This is a genomic window from Aeromonas sp. SE22 (assembly GCF_038739755.1).
Lineage (GTDB): Bacteria > Pseudomonadota > Gammaproteobacteria > Enterobacterales > Aeromonadaceae > Aeromonas > Aeromonas jandaei.
The window spans coordinates 1-19,822 of the sequence record NZ_JBCGFD010000025.1 but is presented as its reverse complement, the minus strand read 5'-3'; the positions used below and the strand labels follow the sequence as shown (position 1 = coordinate 19,822).

The window sequence follows — 19,822 nt, the reverse complement described above, 5'->3', positions numbered from 1 at the left end:
CTTTGGCCGCTCGGGAACCCCTCCCCAAGTGCGAGGCGCATACTAACAGATCTTCGCTCTTTGTGAACCCCTTGAAGCGTTTCTGGCAGCAAAAAATGACTGTTCGTCGATTTTTTGATACATCGTGCTCAAAATTCAGACTTATCAGCAAGTTGTGCGCTGCTTTTCTATGCAGTCCCGTTGCGGGCTCAGGTCGAAAAATTCAGAATTTGTTGAGAGACAGACAAAAAGACCGCCTGACATGGCGGTCTTTTGCTCAATTGAGCTTGATCTCTGGTGCGACGATTAGCGCTGGAACGGGTAGATGGACCCCAGTTTCAGGATCTGGGTCAGTTCGTCCAGTGCGCTGCGAGACTCCTGCACTAGGGTCGGATCACGCAGATCGTCGAGGGTCAGGCGGTCGCGGTAGTGACGATCGACCCAGCCATCGAGGCGGGCGAACTGGCTGTCGTTGATAAGGCAGGCCTGATTGACCGCCGCGAGTTCGGCATCGTTCATGGCGACCCGCAGCCGCAAACAGGCGGGGCCGCCGCCATTACGCATGCTCTGCTTGACGTCCATGTAGTGAACGGCCTTGATCGGTGTGTTCATGGTCAGCAGCTTGTTCAGGTACGACGACACTGCCGGATTGTCGCGGCACTCGGTAGGGGCGATGATCGCCATTTCGCCATTGGGCAGGGTGAGGATCTGGGTGTTGAACAGATAGGATTTCACTGCATCCAGTACAGATACCTCGGCGGTCGGCACCTCGATAAAGTGCAGCTCCCCTTCGCCAAACTTGGTCTTCACCTCGGCCAGCGCCTGTTCGGTGTTGAGAAATGCTTGCTGGTGGAAGAAGAGCACGTTCTGGTTACCCACCGCGATCACGTCGTTGTGGAATACCCCCTGATCGATCACCTCCGGATTTTGCTGGATAAAGACCACGCTCTCCTCATCAAGACCATGCAGGCGGGCGATGGCCTGACTCGCCTCCAGAGTCTGGCGGGCCGGATAGCGCTTTGGTGCCGTGCGGGAGAGATCAAAGGCGCTGCGACCATAGACGAAGAGCTCGACCCCCGCTTCGCCATAGGCGCGGCAGAGGCGGGTGTGGTTGGCCGCCCCCTCGTCGCCGAAGTGGTCGTTCTCCGGCAGATGGAGGTGGTGACTGAAGTGGCGCTCGTTATTGAACACGGCACGCAGGATCCGGCCAGTGACATCCGGCTCGAGTGAGCGGTGAAACTTGTTGGTCAGGTTGGCGGGGGTGAAGTGAATGCGGCCATCCTGAGTATCGGCACTCGGGGAGACGGTGGCGGCGTTGGCGGTCCACATGCTGGAGGCCGAATAGCAGGCGGCCAGTACGGCAGGAGCCTGTTTGGCGGCCTGCTCCAGCACCCGGGCATCGCTGCCGGTGAAGCCGAGGCGGCGCAGGGTGGCAAGGTCAGGGCGCTCTTGTGGCGCCAGCACCCCCTGGGTCATGCCGAGCTCGGTCAGCGCCTTCATCTTGCGTAGCCCCTGTTTGGCCGCCTCTTTCGGGTTGGAGGCTTCCTGGGCGTTGTTCTGGGAGGCGACGTTGCCGTAGGAGAGACCGGCGTAGTTGTGGGTCGGGCCGACCAGTCCGTCGAAATTGACCTCGAAGTGCTTCATTGAGTACATCCTTTCGATTTTTATGATGGGTAGCGGATTCCTTCCGCGCACAATGCGTCGGGGTGGGGCCATTATAAAGAGATTTTATGTTTTTGTAACAAGCCGGTAACCAGCAGACGTTTTTATGTCGTTTCAGATATAAAAAGAGGGGCCGTATGGCAGAAAAATGAAAAAGCGGTTGCACCCGACGCTGACCCTTCGCATTAATAAATAAAGAAGCAGCGCGGTAGGGGCTGGTCAGGCAAATTGAGTCACAAGATTGCTTTTTCCCGTCAAATCTCTTATACAGCCCCACAAAACCGCACACCAACCCCGTCGGGTGCAATGAGGATAATAGTTACAGCATGGGCAAATCACTGGTCATAGTGGAGTCTCCGGCCAAGGCCAAGACCATCAACAAATATCTGGGCAAGGACTACGTGGTGAAATCCAGCGTGGGTCATGTTCGCGATCTGCCCACCAGCGGCAGCGCCAGCACCGAGCCCAAGAAACCCGTCATTCGCGGCATCAAGTTGAGCGAAACCGAAAAGGCAGCCAAGGAGCGCAAAGCCCTGTTTGCCCGGATGGGGATCAACCCGACTGCGGGCTGGCAGGCCAACTACCAGATTTTGCCCGGCAAGGAGAAGGTGGTCAGCGAGTTGCAGAGTCTGGCCGAGAAGGCCGACACCATCTATCTCGCAACCGACTTGGATAGAGAAGGGGAAGCGATCGCCTGGCACCTGCGCGAGATCATCGGTGGCGATGAGAGCCGCTACAAGCGCGTGGTGTTCAACGAGATCACCAAAACCGCCATCAAGGAGGCGTTTGCCCAGCCCTCCGAGCTCAACATTGACCGCGTCAACGCCCAGCAGGCCCGTCGTTTCCTCGACCGCGTCGTGGGCTACATGGTCTCTCCGCTGCTGTGGAAAAAGCTGGCGCGCGGCCTCTCTGCAGGTCGGGTGCAGTCCGTCGCAGTGCGTCTCATTGTCGATAAAGAGCGCGAAATCAAGGCATTCGTGCCGGTCGAGTTCTGGGATCTCAACGCCGACCTGCTGACTGCCGAGAAGAGCGAGCTGCGCATGGAAGTGGTCAGCCGCAACGGCGCCGACTTCAAGCCGGTCACCCAGGCCGAGACCTTCGCCGCCGTCGCAGCGCTGGAAGGGGTCGACTACAAGGTGGTGAACCGGGAAGACAAGCCGACCGGCTCCAAGCCGTCCGCGCCCTTCATCACATCCACTCTGCAGCAGGCGGCCTCTACTCGTCTGAGCTTCGGGGTCAAGAAGACCATGATGATGGCCCAGCGTCTCTATGAAGCGGGTTACATCACCTATATGCGTACCGACTCCACCAACCTCAGCAAAGAGGCGGTGGACGCGGTGCGGGAATATATCGGCGAGCAGTATGGCGCCGCCTACCTGCCGGCCGAGCCGAATCTGTATGGCGCCAAGGCCAATGCCCAGGAGGCCCACGAAGCGATCCGCCCCTCCAGCGTGCAGGTGACTGCCGAAATGCTGGAAGGGATGGAACCGGATGCGATGCGCCTGTACGACCTCATCTGGCGTCAGTTCGTGGCCTGCCAGATGACCCCGGCCCAGTACGACTCCTCCACCCTGACCGTCAAGGCGGGCGAGTTCGAGCTCAAGGCCCGTGGCCGTACCCTGCGCTTCGCCGGTTGGACCAAGGCGCTGCCGCCGATGGGCCGCAAGGGTGAAGACAGCCAGTTGCCGGCTGTGACTGTCGGCGAGGTTCTGAAACTGGTCAAGCTGGATCCGCGTCAGCACTTCACCAAGCCGCCCGCACGCTTCACCGAAGCTGCGCTGGTACGCGAGCTGGAAAAACGCGGCATCGGCCGTCCGTCTACCTACGCCTCCATCATCTCCACCATCGTCGATCGTGGGTATGTACGGGTCGATAGTCGCCGTTTCTTCGCCGAGAAGATGGGTGAGATTGTCACCGACCGTCTGGTCGAGAACTTCGTCGAGCTGATGAACTACGAGTTCACCGCCAAGATGGAAGACAAGCTCGATGGCATCGCCGAAGGGAGCCTTGAGTGGAAGAAGGTGCTGGATGCCTTCTACGCCGAGTTTACCCATGAGCTGGAGAAAGCGGACAAGGCGCCGGAAGAGGGTGGCATGCGTGCCAACCAGATGGTGCTGACCGATATCGATTGCCCTGATTGCGGCCGCAAGATGGGTATCCGTACCGCCACCACCGGTGTCTTCCTTGGTTGCTCCGGCTATGCCCTGCCGCCGAAAGAGCGCTGCAAGAAGACCATCAACCTGGTCTCTGCCGACGAGTTTGTCTCCGCCACTGACGGCGAAGAGGCGGAAACCGAAGCGCTGCGCGCCAAGCACCGCTGCGGTGTGTGCGGCACCGCGATGGATGCCTACATCATCGACGACAGCCGCAAGCTGCACGTCTGTGGTCGCAACCCCGATTGCGATGGCTACGAAATTGAAAAAGGTCAGTTCAAGCTCAAGGGCTACGAAGGGCCGAGCATCGAGTGTGACCGCTGTGGCAGCGAGATGCAGCTCAAGAACGGCCGTTTCGGCAAGTACATGGGCTGTACCAACGAGACTTGCAAGAACACCCGCAAGATCCTGAAAAACGGTGACATCGCGCCGCCGAAAGAGGATCCGGTACCGCTGCCCGAGCTCAAGTGCACCCAGTCCGACGCCCACTTCGTGCTGCGCGACGGGGCTGCCGGTCTGTTCCTGGCGGCCAGCAACTTCCCCAAATCCCGCGAGACCCGCGCGCCGCTAGTGGAGGAGCTCAAGCGCTTCAAGGATCGCATCTCGGCCAAGCACAAGTATCTGGCGGGAGCCCCGCTCACCGATCCGGATGGCAACCCGGCCATCGTACGCTTCAGTCGCAAGACCAAGGAGCAGTACGTGATGACCGAGGTCAACGGCAAGGCGACCGGCTGGACCGCTCACTACGATAACGGCACCTGGCAAGAGAGTTTGCCAAAGGCGAAGAAAGCCTGATGAGAAAGAGGCCCCGACAAGGGGCCTCTTTGCTTGTTGAGCAGCATATACTGAGTACCAGCTGCAAGGAGTGCAGCGTTGTAACAGGGAGGTGGTGATGGAGATACACGAGATCCGGCCGGGCATGAGCTGCATGACCCGTGAAGGGGCTGCCTATGTGCTGGAAGTGGATCGGCAGAGCTTGCTGGTGCTGCTGCAGCGCGAAGATGAGACCATTCCGGTGCAAGTACGCAGTGACGAGATCCTGGCTCCGCTGGAGTAAGCGTCAGCCCAACAATCACCACTTCAGGTGAAGAACAACGTCAAAACGGCAGTAAAAACAGCAGCTCGGCCAGGTCGGGCTGCCACTGCCAATCCCGCATTCTGACTCGCCCGCCAATCACGGCAACCCCCTCTTCCTGCAACAAGCCGACCTGGGTGGCAAATCCTTCAGACCCATTGGGCAACGAAATGGTACCGACAGCGCCCAGCACCCGATGCCATGGCAGCACCTTGTCGGTCTCCCGCAGCACCTTGCCCACCAGCCTTGCCCGTCCAGGTAGACCCGCCAGATCGGCAACCTGACCGTAGCTGGCCACCTTGCCTGCAGGAATGAGCGCGATAATCGCCTCGATTCTGGCCACTTTTTCATGGGAGGGGTGATACATGGAGAGTCTGCTGTTGCCGTTGAGTGGATGGGTCATTGTGGCTTCTCGGCGGGGCCGGGAGCAAGGCATGGGAGAGGTTGGAATATCTGATATCAGGGGATGGTGGGGCTTGAATGAAAAAAGGCGGCCTGAGGGCCGCCAAAGTAAAGACAACATTACCTCTGTGGCATCCGGTAGCGCACCTGCAGCTGGTCGAGGATCTGCAGCTGGCCGGGCAGCCGGGCGGCGAAGTGCTCCCACCCCTTGCGGGCGGGATCGCTCCAGGCCACCTCGGCCGTGGCCAGCATGCGCGGGAACAACATGTAGTCGAGACGATCGCGCGAGGTGATCAATTCTGACCACAAGGGGCTCAGCACCCCGAGGATGTTATCGCTGGCATGGAAATCGGCTGGGGCAGGATCGCATGAGTAGATCTGCTCCAGATTGAGGGTACCCGCCCAGTAGAGGCCGGGTTCGTGAATATCGGCGCTCCAGGCGAGATCCAGATAGAGGTACTGGGCGGGCGCCATCACCACCGGATAACCGGCTGCGGCCGCGTCCAGCCCCGCCTGAAAGCTGGTCCAGGCGCAGATGGCCGCTTTGCGGCTCACCTTGTCCCCATGCAGGATCTCCTCCCAGCCGATCATCTGTTTGCCTCTGGCGGCCAGATAGCGCTGGCAGTGGCGCAGCAGATGGCCCTGCAGTTCGCGGCAGTCGGAGTAACCCTGCTCGGTCATCAGCTGCTGGCAGGCGGGACTGTCGGTCCAGACGCCGCTTGGAACTTCATCTCCCCCCATGTGGATCTGGGGGCCGGGGAAGAGCTCACACACCTCGTCCAGCACCGCTTCCAGAAAACGGTAGGTGCCGGGCAGCGCCGGGTTGAGCACATTGTCGTCAAAGTGCTGCACCGAGCGGTAGCGGGAGCGATCAGCCTCCTCCACCAGCAGCTCCGGCAGCGCCTTGATGGCGGCGTGGCAGTGACCCGGAATGTCGATTTCGGGGATGATGGTAATGCCAAGCCCTTCGGCATAGGCCACCAGCTCGCGCACCTCGCTCTGGGTGTAGTAGCCACCGTAGGGGTTGGGGCCGCCGCTCAGCTGCGGATCTATGGCCAGATCATGGCCGCGCCAGGCACCCACGGTGGTGAGCTCGGGGAAGGCATTGATCTCGAGGCGCCACCCCTCGTCATCGGTCAGATGCCAGTGGAAGCGGTTGAACTTGTATAGGCTCATCAGCTTGAGCAGCCGCTTGATGGTCGCCGTGCTGTGAAAGTGGCGGGCGCAGTCGAGAAAAATGCCGCGAAAACCAAAGCGCGGGCTGTCCTCCAGCGTCAGGCAGGGCAGGCTCTCGCCATGCTGCAGATACCACTGGGCCAGCGTGACCAGAGCGTGACGCCAGCCGCTCTCGCCCGCAGCGGCAATCACTATCTCCTCTTCGGTGATGGTGAGCCGGTAGGCTTCGGGGGCCAGCGCTGTCTCAACCAGCCTGATCTCTGCGTCGTGATCCTGCTCCAGTGCCAGCGATGTGAGCTCGTTGAAGTGGCCAAGCAAGCCGCTGATATCGCGGATGGCGCTCACGTGGGCCCGCTCGGCGAGGCGAAAATATCCCTCCTGCAGCACCAGATGTGCGGGCTGCGGCACTATGCCGGGCAGAGGCTCGACGTCCGGCAGGTCTGGCTTGCGGGTGAGCGGGTTTTCCAGCCCCAGCTCCTCTGCGGCCGGGGTCACCGGCAGCAGCTGGGGGCCAGTGGTGGCGTCGGGCAGGCTCAGGAAGAAGCCCTGCGGCATGTCGGAGATCTTCTTGATGGGGGTCTGGCGGCAGCAAAACAGGATCTCGTTGCTGCCAGCATGCGGGATCAGCACCTTGTAGCTGCCGCTCTGGCGCTCAAGCTCGCCCCCTTGCAGTGATTCCGGGTCGATATGGCGTGCCAGACAGAAGTGCAGCTTCCACGTCTCAGCCGGCAGGTTGGACAGGGTGAAGGCAAACCAGACATCCTCGCCGTCACGTCGGGTGACCCGGGAGTGGATCAGGGGTGTAGACATGGATAATCCTCTGATTGGGCAAACAGGATGGCCCCGTCGAGTGCATCGCTTCTGGGGGCCACAAGGTTCAGCTCGCCAAGGCGGGGGGTGAGGCGGGTGCCGATACCACCCAGCAGGGCGATCTCGGTGGCACCCAGCAACTTCATTCCCTCCAGCAGGGTGGTGAGTTGGGCACAAGTCTCATCCAGCAACTGGTTGGCGAGCTCATCGCCATCGCTGGCCGCATCGAACACCCAGGGGGCGAAGCGGCCGTAGTCGGCGGGAATGGCGCGAGCAGCCCAGCGCACTACCTCGGTCTGATCCCGTTTGAAGTGGTCGAGCAAACGAATGGCCAGGGTGCTGGGGGGCAGGATGCCATCGTGGCAGAGCAGGGATTGCTGGATGGCGCGTAAGCCCAGCCAGGCGCCACTGCCGAGATCCGAAATGGGAAAGCCCCGTCCAGAGCAGGTGCGGATCTGGTGATTCTTATAAACCAGCCCGACCGAACCGGTGCCGGCGATCAGGATGGCTCCCTCCCGGCCACCAAAGGCGCCGAGGCAAGCGCCGAAGGCATCGGAGGTGAGCCGCACGCTGGCAAAGGGGAAGGGCATCTCGAGCAGGGCGTGATAGCAGTCGGCCAGCTCGGCGGAGGCGAGCGCCAGCCCGACCCCCATCTGTTGTTCGCACTCGATACCGAGTCCGGCCGTAAGGCGGGCGCTGGCGATGGCGGCCAGCACATTGGCATGAGCGTGAGGGATCCCCAGCTCCAGATTGGAGCCGGCGGCGCGCCCTTCGCCGAGCAGCTTGCCGGCCCGATCCCGAATGCGGGCGCGGGTGTGGGTGCCACCGCCATCGACCCCGACCCAGTACTCAATCATGGCGACCTCCTGCGGCATTTTGCCAGCTGATGGCAAGGACAAACCAGGCTGCGTGGGGGATCCACTGCTCGCCCCAGCGCCAGTTCTGATCCAGCCGTTCCCTGTACTCCTCTGGAATAAAGGCCACCTCATTTTCGTCATCAAACCCTGAGGTGATGCCGTTGCAGATGCCCCCCTGCGCATTGGGGTAACCGGCGGTATAGGTGGGATTGTTGATGCCGTGGCCAGCCAACATGCAGGTGTTGAAGGGGTTTTGCCCGAGGATCCAGTCGAGCTGGTGCTGACCGAAAGTGCGCAGCAACCTGCTCTGATGGGGCAGTTGTGCTGCGGCGGCAAAGGCCATCGCGGCCAGCGAGGCCAGCCGGGCATTCTCCCCCTGCCACCAGTAACCGGACTCGTTGTGGTGGGGCATAAAGAAGCTGACGCGCGGCGCTTCATCCACCCCTTTGACATATTGGCGGGCGAGGGAGAAGGGGTTACCCGCCCGTGCGCAGAGTGCCAGCTCGGCGGCCAGCGCCTGCTCCACCACGGTTTGTACCCGAGCCTTGTTCTCCTGATCCGGCTCTACGCCCAGATATTCCAGCAGCGCCAGCACCGGCAGCCCCGCTTCTGCTGCGTGGTAGTAGGGGCGCGAGCCATCCTCGTTGGCCGACCAGTAGTGACCCAGCTCCGGATGAATGCGCTGACGGACGCAGAGCTTGCTGGCGCGGGCTCTCGCCTCGGCCAGCCACTCGGCGCCGAAGGTGCGGGTCAGCTCCACCGCCGCCAGCAGGGCGCAGTAGTCGTCGATGATGTTTTCGACCCCGTCGTCCAGATAGGCAAGGTTGTGCTCACGCAGATGCAGGTAGCCGCGTCTGGCCGCCTCGGCGTAATGGTTGGTATCGAAGTCACCGCCGATGTGCTCGCGGGCAGCGCGGGCCAGTGCGGCAATGGCCATGCCACCCCCCTGGCGGAAACCTGCCTGCCAGTTGGCGGATTTGATCCCCTGCTGGGTGGCGTAGGCGCATAGCTCGCGCTGGGCGGGATCCTTGCTCCACTTGTCGAACAGGGTCATGAAGAAGAAGCCCGACTCATCCTGCATCCGGCAGAGGAAATCGGCGCCGTGCAGCGCCTCGTCATTGAGCCGCTTGCAGAGGTTCACTCCGTCGATATCGCGGCGCGGGGCCAGTAGTTCCCGGCACTTGAGCAGCGACCACACCACCATGGGGGTCTGCTGGGGGTTGAGGTAGTTGGCGTAGGAGAGGTGGCTCAGGTATTTGCTCATGTCGCCGCTGGCATCGAACCAGCCGCCGTGCACATCTCTGTGCTGGTCGGTGCCAAACAGGCGGGCGCAACGGTCGGCCCGATCGAAGGTGCCGCTGGCGCGCTGCCCCTTGAAGTAGTGAATGACATCGGAGAGGCAGTGGCTGGCCAGCAGATCCTGGCCGATGGCAAAACGGGTCGAGCGGACAATGCCTTGGGCAGTGATCGCCTCCAGCCGATAGTGGCCGGGCTCCTTGAATGCAGAGAAGTCGGCGCGCCAGTAAGCACGCCCCTGCCAGCCGGGGACGCTGCCAGCCGCTTGTAGCGGGGTTTCAAACAGGATCTGGCCATCATCAAGGCGTTGCAGCCTGACGTAGCCGCCGAGATCATGGGCGGGGGAGGCTTGCAGCAGGGCTACCTTGTGCCCGTCGCACTCGTAGCCCACCTGATTGATCAAGAGTTCCATCAAGGTATTACTCCTGTGGTTCACCGACTGACGGTGAGGCACATCACGGGGCTATGGCCGCCCCGTATCGAGGCATGGCCGGACTGTGCTGTCCGGCCGGTCTAAGGCTCACCATCACTCGTAGAGGTAGCAACGCACGAAGTGGTTGTCGGCAAGCCTGGTGATGGCTGGCAGGCTCTCCTTGCAGCGGGGCATCGCCTGATTGCAGCGCCCGGCAAAGGGGCAACCGCAGGACTCGGGCGTCCAGAGCGGGATCTCCCCTTTTCGTCCGCCCTCAAGCTCGGCGTGGATGCTCTTCTCGGGGTCTGGCACCGCCGAGATGAGCAGCTGGGTGTAGGGGTGCTGCGGGTGGTGCAGGATCTCGTCCACCTCGCCCCACTCCACCATGTGGCCCACGTACATCACCGCCAGATCTTCCGCCACATAGCGGGCGGTGGCGATGTCGTGGGTTATGTAGAGCATGGAGACGCCAAGCTCATCCTTCATCTGCTCCATCAGGTTGAGGATGCCGATGCGAATGGAGACGTCGAGCATGGAGGTGGGTTCATCCGCCAGTACCACTTCCGCCTCCACCGCCAGATTGCGGGCGATGTTGACCCGCTGGCGCTGGCCGCCGGAGAGCTGGTGCGGATACTTGGCCGCGGTCGCCTTGGCGGGAGTAAGGCCGACCTTCTCCAGCAGGGCGTAGACCATGTCGGGCAGATCTCTTTTGTCGATCACCTTGCTGTGCAGCAGCAGGGGGCGGGCGATGTGGTGATAGATGGTGTGGGTCGGGTTGAGCGAACCAAACGGATCTTGCCATACCATCTGTACGCTCTGGCGATAGTCCAGCAGGGCGGTGCCCTTGTTGAACTCTTCCAGATCGTGGCCGCGATAGAGAATGCGCCCGGCACTGAGCTTGTACATCTTGGCAATGATCTTGGCTATGGTGCTCTTGCCGGAGCCAGACTCCCCCACCACCGCCAGGGCGCGGCCCCGGTGCAGGTTGAAGGTGATGTCGGAGAGTGCCCGCATCTTGCCACTCTTGATGGCATTGGAGTTGACGGGGAAGTCCTTGTAGAGGTGTTGGACTTCGATGATGGGGGCATCGGTTTTGGCGATTTGCATGACAGACATCCTTAACAGCCAGCGGCCTTGTCCAGATAGATCAGGGGATCTTGTTGTTCATCCTGCACGTCATAAAGATGGCAGGCGGTCTGTTGCCCTGGGCGGATCTCGGCCAATCTGGTGTACTCCTGACGGCAGCGCTCGTGCACCTTGCCGCAGCGGGCCTGAAAGCGGCAGCCGACCGGCACCTCCAGCAGGTTGAGCGGGGTGCCCGGGATCCCCTCCAGCACCTTCTTCGGCCCGTGCAGGGGCGGGAAGGAGTTACCGAGCCCTCTGGTATAGGGGTGCAGCGGCGCGGTCAGGATCGCCTTGGAGGGGGCAACCTCCACCAGTTCACCGGCATACATGATGCCGATGCGATCGCAGAACTCCACCATCAGGGAGAGGTCGTGGGTGATGAACAGAATGGAGAAGTTGAACTTCTCTTTCAGGGCATAAACCTTCTGCAGGATCTCCCGCTGCACCACCACATCGAGCGCCGTGGTCGGCTCATCCATGATGAGCAGCTCGGGGTTGAGCGCCATGGCGATGGCAATCACCAGCCGCTGGCGCATGCCGCCGGAGAACTGGTGCGGGTAATCCTTGAGCCGGCTCGGGTGAATATCGACGATGGTAAGCAGCTCCTGGGCGCGCTTGATCGCCTCGTAGCGGGTCATGCCGGGGTTGTGGGCAAGCAGCACGTCGCAGAACTGCTCCTCCATCCGCAGTACCGGGTTCAGGGCGTTCATGGCGGACTGGAACACCACCGACACCTGTTGCCAGCGATAGGAGCGCAGCCGCTCGTCACCGTAGTGGAGGATGTTCTCCCCCTTGAACAGGATCTCGCCGCCGCTGATGTAGGCCGGCGGCTTGTGCAGCCGGGCTACCGAGAAGGCGACGGTGGATTTGCCGCAGCCCGACTCGCCGGCGAGACCGAAGATCTCGCCCTGTTTGATATCGAAGCTCACCGAGTTGACGGCGCGCACGTCACCATTTTCGGTGATGTAGTCGACGCAAAGATTGCGTACTGACAGCAGGGGGTGCTTGTTCATGCTGTCTTCTCCTGTACAGCTGATACCGCAGAAGGGGTTGGCGCGGCGAGTTTTTTCCAGCGGTTGAGCCCCTTGTGGGAGCGCAGCTGCGGGTTGGCGATCTCGTCGATGGCGAAGTTGAGCAGGGCCAGACCTGCCCCCAGGGTGGCGATGGCAAAGCAGGGGGCCAGGATCTCCCACCAGGCACCGACCAGAATGGCACTGGAGGTCTGGGCGTTGTAGAGCATGATGCCCCAGCTCACCACGGTCGGGTCGCCGAGACCCAGGAACTCCAGGGTCGCTTCGGTGACGATGGCGTAGATGATGGAGCCGATAAAGCTCACCCCGATGATGGAGATGAGGTTGGGCAGGATCTCCACCAGAATGATGCGCCAGGCCGGCTCGCCCAACACTTCGGCGGCGATGACGAACTCCTTCTCGCGCAGGGCCAGGGTCTGGGCCCGGATGACCCGCGCGCCATAGGCCCACGAGGTCAACCCTATTATCACGGCAATCACCGCCGGTGACGCCTCCCCGATAAAGCTCGCCAGCACCAGTAGCAAGGGGAGGTTGGGGATCACCAGCACCACGTTCATCAGGAAGGTGAGGCACTCATCCACCAGACCGCCAAAGTAGCCTGCGGTGATGCCGATGGCGACGGCCAGGGTGCAGACCAGCAGGCCTGCACTAAAGCCCACCAGCAAGGAGATACGGGCGCCGTTGGTGAACTGGGACCAGATATCGTGGCCCATGCGGGTGGTGCCCATCACGAACTCGGCGCTGGGCGGCTGGTGGGGGCGGGCAACCCGTTTGGTCGGCTCGTTGCTGGCCAGCAGGGGGGCAAACAGCGCCATCAGCACGAAGGTAACGACGATGACGAGGCCGCAGGCAGCCTTCTTGTTGCCCAGCAGGATTTTGAGAATGGTCGGCATACGCATCTTATTTGCCTCCTGTACGCAGACGGGGATCCAGGAAGACGTAGAGCACGTCGGCCAGGAAGTTGAAGCTGAGCATGGTGATGGTCATGATGAGCAGCTGCCCCTGAATGAGCGGGTAGTCGCGGGCCAGAATGCCCTGATAGAGGGTCAGGCCCAGGCCGGGATAGTTGAAGATCACCTCGGTGATGAGGGAGCCACCGATGACGAAACCGAGCGCCATGGAGAGGGCGGTGACACTCGGCAGAATGGCGTTGCGGGCGCCGTAGTTGAAGATCACCCGGTTGCTGGAGAGCCCCTTGGCCTTGGCCATGGTGATGTAATCCTCACCCAGCAGGTTGATCATGTTGTTGCGCATGGTGATGAGAAAGCCCCCCACCTGCACCATGGCCAGAGTGCCGACCGGCATGATGGCGTGGGTCAGGATGCTCTTGATGTGCTCCCAGCCCCAGTCCGGCGTGATCTCCGGGCTGTAGGCGTAGCCAATCGGCAGCCATTCAAGACTTACCCCGAACAGGAACAGGGCAAGCAGGGAAACCACCACCGGCGGAATCGCCTGCATCACCAGAGTGAGCGGGGAGAGGATGCTGTCCATCCGGCCGCCGCGATACCAGGCGGCGAAGATGCCGACGATGGATCCGACGGAGAAACTCAGAATGGTGGAGGTGCCCACCAGAAACAGGGTCCAGCCGATGGCGCGGCCCAGCACGTCCGAGACCTGTTGCGGATAGAAGCGCACCGAGGTGCCGAGATCCCAGGTGAAGACACTCTTCACATAGGTAAGAAACTGGGTGCCGATGGGGCCGTCGACAAAGCCGAAGGTGGCCTTGAGTGCTTCCAGTGCGGCGGGTTCCATCATGGCGCCAGCGCGGGCAAACATCACGGAGACAGGATCGCCTGGCATGGCTCGGGGTAACAGGAAGTTGATGGTGGCGGCTACCAGAAAGGCAACCAGATAGAAGGAAAAGCGTCTCAGTATGAATCCCATGATGATACCTTTTACTGCAAGTCCGCCCCGCGTCGGGCATGGCTACCCCAACCCCGGCAGATGCGGGCAGAAGGGGGGATCAACGGGGAAGATGGCCCCCCGCAGGGGGCCGGGATTGTTTAGCTGTTTGGCTTGAGTGCCAGGATGTGCAGCAGACGCTCGGGGGTGTCCGGGTGGAGCTGCGGCTTGGCAACCGGGTTGTCAGCGCTGAACCAGCCGTGGAAACGCTTGGTGCTGTACTCATACCAGGTCGGGTTGTTGAAGACCGGGATGATGGTCTGGTTGGCACCGACCCGCTCCTGAATCGCAAACATGATGTCCTTCTGCTTGGCTGCATCGGCGGTCTGGGTGAAGTCGTCGATCAGTTTGTCCAGCTCGGGATCCTTGTAGCGGGGAGCCGCAAAGCGGTTGCCACGCTCACCCATGTTGCGGGAGTGGAAGGCGGTTTCGAAGTACTTGTGCGGGTTGGCACCGGCAAAGTAGCCCTGCAGCGCCACATCAAAGTCGCCAGTGATGAGGTTCTCGGTCCAGACGGTCGCTTCCGGGGTGGCGGTCTTGGCATTCAGGCCCAGTGCCTGCAGCCCTTCCACGCCGATCTGTACAGTGTTGACCCAGTCGGTCCAGCCGTTCGGCACCAGTACCTTGAACTCGATCTTTTTGCAGCTCGGGGTGTCGAGGAACTTGTCGCCGTCACAATCCTTATAACCAGCCTGCTTCAACAGGGCTTTTGCGCCTTCCAGATCGTACTTGTTGAACTTGCCGTACTTCTTGTCCACATCCGGGTTGTTCCAGGAGGCGAACGCCTTGCCAAGCCCTGACGGGTATTCGTTGACGGTCGGGTAGCCGTAGCCCGCGATATCCACCATGGACTGGCGGTCCATCGCCATGGAGAAGGCGCGGCGGAAGTTGACGTCATTGAAGGCTTCGTGGTTGCCCGGGTTTTTGGTCTGGAAGTTGACGTTGAACGCCACGGTACCGGAGGCCGGGAACCAGTACTTGTTGTTCTTCGGATCGTTGCCGACGTAGAGACGCTCGATATCCGGTACGAAGGAGCCGAACCAGTCGATGTCGCCCTTCATCACAGCAGCCAGCACCTGATCGTTGGTGGCCATCTGCGGCATGCGGATACAGTCGATGGAGAGGTTGGCGTTATCCCAGTAGTGCGGGTTGCGGCACTGGGTGTAGAGCTGGGCGGAGAAGTTCTCCACTTCGGTGAAGGGGCCGGTACCGACCGGTTTGTCGTTGGTAAAGGCAACCGGGTCTTTCACCGACTTCCACTGATGCTCCGGTACGATGGGCACCAGTACCAGATCGTTCACCACGTTGGTGTTGACCTCGGTCAGGTCGAACTTGACCTTGTTCGGGGCCAGCTTCTCGACGCTCTTGATCTGGGTCCAGATTGAGCGCTCATCCAGCGCCTTGTTGGCTTTGACCAGATTGAAGGAGAACAGGATGTCATCAGCAGTAAAGGGCTGACCATCTGACCACTTCACGCCGTCACGCAGATCGAAGGTGACGGATTTCAGGTCTTTGCTGAACTCGTAGTTGGTGGCCAGACGATAGACGGGTTTGCCACCCTGCATATCGTTGAAGATCACCAGCGGTTCATAGATGAAGTGACGGGTAGTGTGCAGCAAGCCTGCTTGCAGGAAGGGGTTGAAGTTCTTGACCCAGGCGGTTTCCTGCTGTGCAACCATGGTCAGCACAGTCTTGTTTTCGGCTGCCATGGCATTGCCGGCAGTACCGGCAAGCATCATGGTTCCCAGCATTACAGCGGTAGAGATTTTGGATACTTTGGCAAGCATATGTTTTCCTTTCTTATTTTTTTGGCATTCCCGAGGGTTCGCCTTGTTTGTGTGAGCACCGGTTTCGCATGCTGATGAGACCGGCCCTCGTTGTTGGTTGGGTGTCTGCACCCTTGTCGTTTTGTTTTCCAACGCCCTTAGCAAAACAGAGTTAACAGGAAAACAACAACTGTTGATTTCGTTGTTTTCGTAAAAATCCCGGGTCTTACGTCAATTTCGTCAAAATTGATTTTTATCTGTTGTAAATCATATCGTTAAGTTCGTTCTCTCTGCGCTAAAAGTTGCCTTGAAAACAACGTTCATGACAAATATGTGACGTGGATCGGCTCGGATTTCAGGGGGTATATCGGGCTTTGTTTTGCTGGAAAAAGAAACCGGTTTGCCAAGTGTGAGCCAGCGCGCATCCTGCGCCGACTCACACCTTGCGGTTGGCAAGCTGACGCAGGGTCTGGGCACTCTGTTGCAACTGCTGGCGCTGTTGCTCGTTGAGCGGGCAGTGGCCCAGCACATACTCGGTGGTGGCAACGACCGTCTTCCAGCGCGGCGATTTGGGCAGGGTGTCCAGATTGAGGTACTTGTCGAGAGTGCGGGTCTGCGGGCTGGATCTGTCCATATAGACGCGCCACAGCTTGCTCTTCTCCGCCAGCACGATTTTGCCCTTGCCGGTGCCCTGCTGCCACGCATCCAGGGTGAGCTGCATGGTCTCCACCAAGGCGCGGCGCAGGGGCTCGTCATCCTGCTGGCGAATGAGGTTGTCGGCCAGCGAGCGGAACTCGCCGCCCAGTCGGCTCAGCTCGCCCAGCAGCTGCTCATCTTCGATGATGGCTTGCCGGGAGAGGTTTTTGAGGGCGTTCTCGAGCGCCACGATACGGCTCTCATCCTGGCGTTGTTCAGTGGTAAAGGTAAGGGCAAAGGCCGCTTGCCCCCCGAGGGTGATGGGCAGGGCGCGGGCGTTGAGCTCATCTTTCTGGCCTGCAACCAGAAACTCGACAATATGCTCCCGCTGGCCAGCCAGATCGGGCCACTGCTCTTTCAGTGGCTCGGCCAGCCACTCGTCGATAGCTTGTCCCTCCATGGTTTCCGGCTCCTGACCCAGCAGGCGAGCCAGTACCCGGGAGGCGAACAGCACTGTACCCTGCTCGTCGATAAAGAGCATGGGGTCGGCCCCTTCGCCGAGCAGCGCCAGCAGGCGCATCTGATCCTGATGGAGTCGCTCTTGCAGGGTGAGGCGGTGCTCTATCTCCTGTTTGAGCAAGCGGTTCTCTACCAGCGAGGCTCGCCCTGCCTTGGCCTCCAGCAAGGCTTTGACCCGGGCGAACAGCTCCTCTTTGCAGAAGGGTTTGACCAGATAGTCGTTGGCGCCGGCATTGAATCCTTCCTCGATATCCTTGGGCTGGTTGAGGGCGGTGAGCAGCAGCACCGGCAGCTTCTCTTTGGGATGATGCTCCCGGAGCCGGCGGCAGACATCGAAGCCGGAGAGGGTCGGCATCATTACATCGAGCAGGATGAGATCCACCGGCTCCTGGGTGAGCTTGGCCAACGCATCGTGGCCATCGCTGCTGGGCAGAATGCGATAGCCGCAGGGCTGCAAGAGGTGACGCAGGATGTGCAGATTGATGGGCTCGTCGTCCACCACCAGGATGAGGGGGGCCCCTTCGGGCGGCGGAGGCAGATCCTCGCTCTCCCAGTCGGGCAGGATGAGCGGCTGCTGGCGCACCAGTTGCAGCTCTATCTGACGGCTGCCCTGAGTCAGCGGAGCACTCTTGCCGGTCGCGAGCGGCAGGGTGAAGGCAAAGGTGGAGCCGACGCTCGGCTCGCTCTGCACGCTCAGCTCGCCACCCATCAAGTGCACCAGCTGCCGCGTGATGGAGAGGCCAAGGCCGGCTCCCTGCTTGCTTACCTCCGGGCTCATTTGTACCAGCGGTTCGAAGATATGCTCCAGATGCTCGGGGGAGATGCCGATGCCGGTATCGGTCACCTTGATGCGCAGGAAGTTGCCCTCCACCATGGCGCTCAGCACCACCTTGCCCTGCGGCGTGTACTTGATGGCGTTGCCGACCAGATTGTAGAGCACCTGTTCGAGGCGCTGCTCGTCAGCCAGCACAGGGGGCAGCTCGGCCGGGCTGATATCCACCAGAGTAAGCGGTTTGGCCTGTACCAGATGCTGGCAGAGATCGAGCACCAGCCGGATCACCCCCTTGGAGGAGACGGGCTGGGGGTGGATCTCCAGCTGGCCGTAGCGCATCTGGTGGTAGTCGAGCAGATCGTCCACCAGACGGGCCAGACCGTCGGCGCTCTTGATGATGAGGCCAAGCTGTTTCTGTTGTCCTTCCGTCAAATCTTGCTGGCTGGCGAGCATCGACTCGGCCATCCCCTTGATGCCGTGGATAGGCGTGCGCAGCTCATGGGAGGTATTGGCCAGCAGTTCATCCTTGAGCTTGTCAGCCTGCTGCAGGCTGAGGTTCTGCTTGTGGGTCAGCTTGACCTGCTGCTGCAGCTCTATGGTCTGCTGCTCGATGAGTTCGATCTTCTCCTTCACCGAGCGCTGCATATGGCGAAACGCCTGCGCCAGCCGGTCGATGTCATCGCCGGTGCGTTCGATGGCGATGGGGTGATCCAGTGCACCATCGGCAACCTGCTCTGCCGCTTCGGTCAGGGAGCGCAGCGGCGCCGTGATGGAGTGGGAGAGCCAGCGGGAGAAGAGGATCAGCAGCAGCAGGGAGCCAGCCCCCAGCACGATGACCAGCGTCTCCAGCTGGCGGATCGGGGCATAGGCCTCGCGGGTGGAGATCTCGGCGATAAAGGCCCACTCGGTATCGAATACCTTCACCTGGGTGTAGGCGGCGAGTACATCGTCATCCTGATAGGAGCGAAACAGCCCGACCCCTTGCTCGCCAGAGAGGGTCTTGGTGACGAGAGGGGTCTGCAGCAGGCGGAAATTCTGGCTGAAACTGTTCTCGACGCTGTACTCCGGCGCCAGCCAGGCATCGGCCCGCATCCGTTTGTCGGGGCCGATGAGAATGGTCTCGCCGGTTTTTCCGAGCCCCTCCCGCTCCGCCATGATCTGGTTGAGCTTGTCTGGCAGCAGCTCGAAGATGACCACCCCGCGCACATAGTCGTACTGCATCACGGGAGCGGCCATGTAGGCGACCACCTGACCGGTCAACTCGTTGCGGCCAAAGTCGGTGAATTCGAAGAGCTGTTGCGGTTTCTGGCCGCCATCGAGGCGCCGTTTGATCTTGGCGAAGGTCTGACCGAGGCCACTGCCCTGATAGGGGCCGGAGAGCAGGTTGGTGGCAAAGTTGGGGTGTTTGGTGACCGAATAGACGACATCGCCGTTGAGGTCGACCAGAAAGATGTCGCTGTAGTTGGATTTGCGCACCATGTCGGCATAGCCGCGATGAAAGCGCTGATGTACCCGGCCATACATCTCGTCAGCCAGAATGAGGGCACTGATGGAGGGTTCGATTTCGACTTCGGGATCCGGCTTTTGCAGCTGATCCCAGGAGCCCGGTACATAGCGTGCCTGTGCCCGGGCCCGGGCCTCTTGCGGTGTGGTGCCCAGTTTTTCAAAGGCACCGGCAAAACCGTAGAAGCGGCCGATACTGTTACCCGCAAAGTCCTGCTGGGAGAAGTTGGTGATCTGCTCCTTGAGGTTGTTGAAATAATCCTCAAGCTGGCTCTTTTTGATGTTGCGAACGGAGACCAGATGGTTGGAAGTCTGGGTGGTGAGGTCCTTGCCGTGGCTGTAGAGGAAGAAGAGGGTGACGACCAGGAATGGCACCATTCCCAACATGAAAAAAGCCAGCATTAGTTGCGGCCTGAGTCCACGAAGCCTGAAGATCCATTTCATCTTGTGAATTTCAATTGAGAATCCGGTTATTAAGCGGCTCAAGTCTCGAACTAAAGCGTAATCATTTCAACGACTTTATCCCAAATTCGCTTGGTTGGTCACAGCTGAACGGCTGATTTTGCAGCAACCCGTCTAAAGGGTGAGCAAACGATCCGGTTGCGGCGCTTAAATGCGAAAAAAGGGTTGTGCTGTCGCTTGGGGTACGTATAATGCGCCTCGTTGTCAGGCAACTGGCACGAAAGCAGTAATGCGGGAATAGCTCAGTTGGTAGAGCACGACCTTGCCAAGGTCGGGGTCGCGAG

General features: G+C 60.7%; 13 protein-coding genes. 2 read left to right on the top strand and 11 right to left on the bottom strand.

What is annotated here, in order from left to right:
* Positions 1–285 precede the first annotated feature (285 nt).
* A complete protein-coding gene (gene astB / locus AAHA39_RS20360) occupies positions 286–1,623 on the bottom strand; it encodes an N-succinylarginine dihydrolase (RefSeq protein WP_320656655.1) in 1,338 nt (445 codons plus the stop codon).
* Between the two features lie 344 nt (positions 1,624–1,967).
* On the opposite strand from astB, the gene topA reads away from it, so the two are divergent.
* Positions 1,968–4,589 carry a type I DNA topoisomerase gene (topA, locus tag AAHA39_RS20355; RefSeq protein ID WP_185226707.1) on the top strand — a complete coding sequence of 874 codons (2,622 nt, stop codon included), beginning with the start codon at positions 1,968–1,970 and terminating at the stop codon, positions 4,587–4,589.
* 97 nt (positions 4,590–4,686) lie between these two features.
* Entirely contained in the window at positions 4,687–4,851 is a 165-nt protein-coding gene (locus tag AAHA39_RS20350) for a hypothetical protein (RefSeq protein ID WP_165791285.1), read from the top strand.
* Positions 4,852–4,891: 40 nt separating this feature from the next.
* Here the strand turns inward: AAHA39_RS20350 and AAHA39_RS20345 are convergent, their stop codons facing one another.
* The 10 genes from AAHA39_RS20345 to AAHA39_RS20300 form a co-directional block, all read right to left on the bottom strand.
* Entirely contained in the window at positions 4,892–5,236 is a 345-nt protein-coding gene (locus AAHA39_RS20345; RefSeq protein WP_320656670.1) for an MGMT family protein, read from the bottom strand.
* A 155-nt stretch (positions 5,237–5,391) separates the two neighbouring features.
* Positions 5,392–7,257, bottom strand: coding sequence for a beta-N-acetylhexosaminidase (locus AAHA39_RS20340; RefSeq protein WP_320656656.1), 1,866 nt, complete (start codon positions 7,255–7,257; stop codon positions 5,392–5,394).
* Positions 7,242–8,114: a BadF/BadG/BcrA/BcrD ATPase family protein gene (locus AAHA39_RS20335; protein WP_320656657.1), complete on the bottom strand. Its 873-nt coding sequence runs from the start codon at positions 8,112–8,114 to the stop codon at positions 7,242–7,244. Before AAHA39_RS20335 ends, AAHA39_RS20340 begins: the two co-directional genes overlap by 16 nt.
* Complete coding sequence (locus AAHA39_RS20330) at positions 8,107–9,822, bottom strand: glycoside hydrolase family 9 protein (protein ID WP_320656671.1); 1,716 nt, start codon at positions 9,820–9,822, stop codon at positions 8,107–8,109. Before AAHA39_RS20330 ends, AAHA39_RS20335 begins: the two co-directional genes overlap by 8 nt.
* 114 nt (positions 9,823–9,936) lie before the next feature.
* On the bottom strand, positions 9,937–10,929 hold the full coding sequence (locus AAHA39_RS20325) for an ABC transporter ATP-binding protein (RefSeq protein WP_043851339.1): 993 nt from the start codon (positions 10,927–10,929) through the stop codon (positions 9,937–9,939).
* Between the two features lie 11 nt (positions 10,930–10,940).
* Complete coding sequence (locus tag AAHA39_RS20320) at positions 10,941–11,960, bottom strand: ABC transporter ATP-binding protein (RefSeq protein WP_320656658.1); 1,020 nt, start codon at positions 11,958–11,960, stop codon at positions 10,941–10,943.
* Positions 11,957–12,877, bottom strand: a complete 921-nt coding sequence (locus AAHA39_RS20315; RefSeq protein WP_041208962.1) for an ABC transporter permease — start codon at positions 12,875–12,877, stop codon at positions 11,957–11,959. Before AAHA39_RS20315 ends, AAHA39_RS20320 begins: the two co-directional genes overlap by 4 nt.
* Before the next feature lies 1 nt (position 12,878).
* Entirely contained in the window at positions 12,879–13,862 is a 984-nt protein-coding gene (locus AAHA39_RS20310; protein ID WP_033115357.1) for an ABC transporter permease, read from the bottom strand.
* 119 nt (positions 13,863–13,981) lie between these two features.
* Positions 13,982–15,667 carry an ABC transporter substrate-binding protein gene (locus AAHA39_RS20305; RefSeq protein WP_320656659.1) on the bottom strand — a complete coding sequence of 562 codons (1,686 nt, stop codon included), beginning with the start codon at positions 15,665–15,667 and terminating at the stop codon, positions 13,982–13,984.
* Between the two features lie 415 nt (positions 15,668–16,082).
* Entirely contained in the window at positions 16,083–19,520 is a 3,438-nt protein-coding gene (locus tag AAHA39_RS20300; RefSeq protein ID WP_320656660.1) for a hybrid sensor histidine kinase/response regulator, read from the bottom strand.
* Between the last annotated feature and the right edge of the window lie 302 nt (positions 19,521–19,822).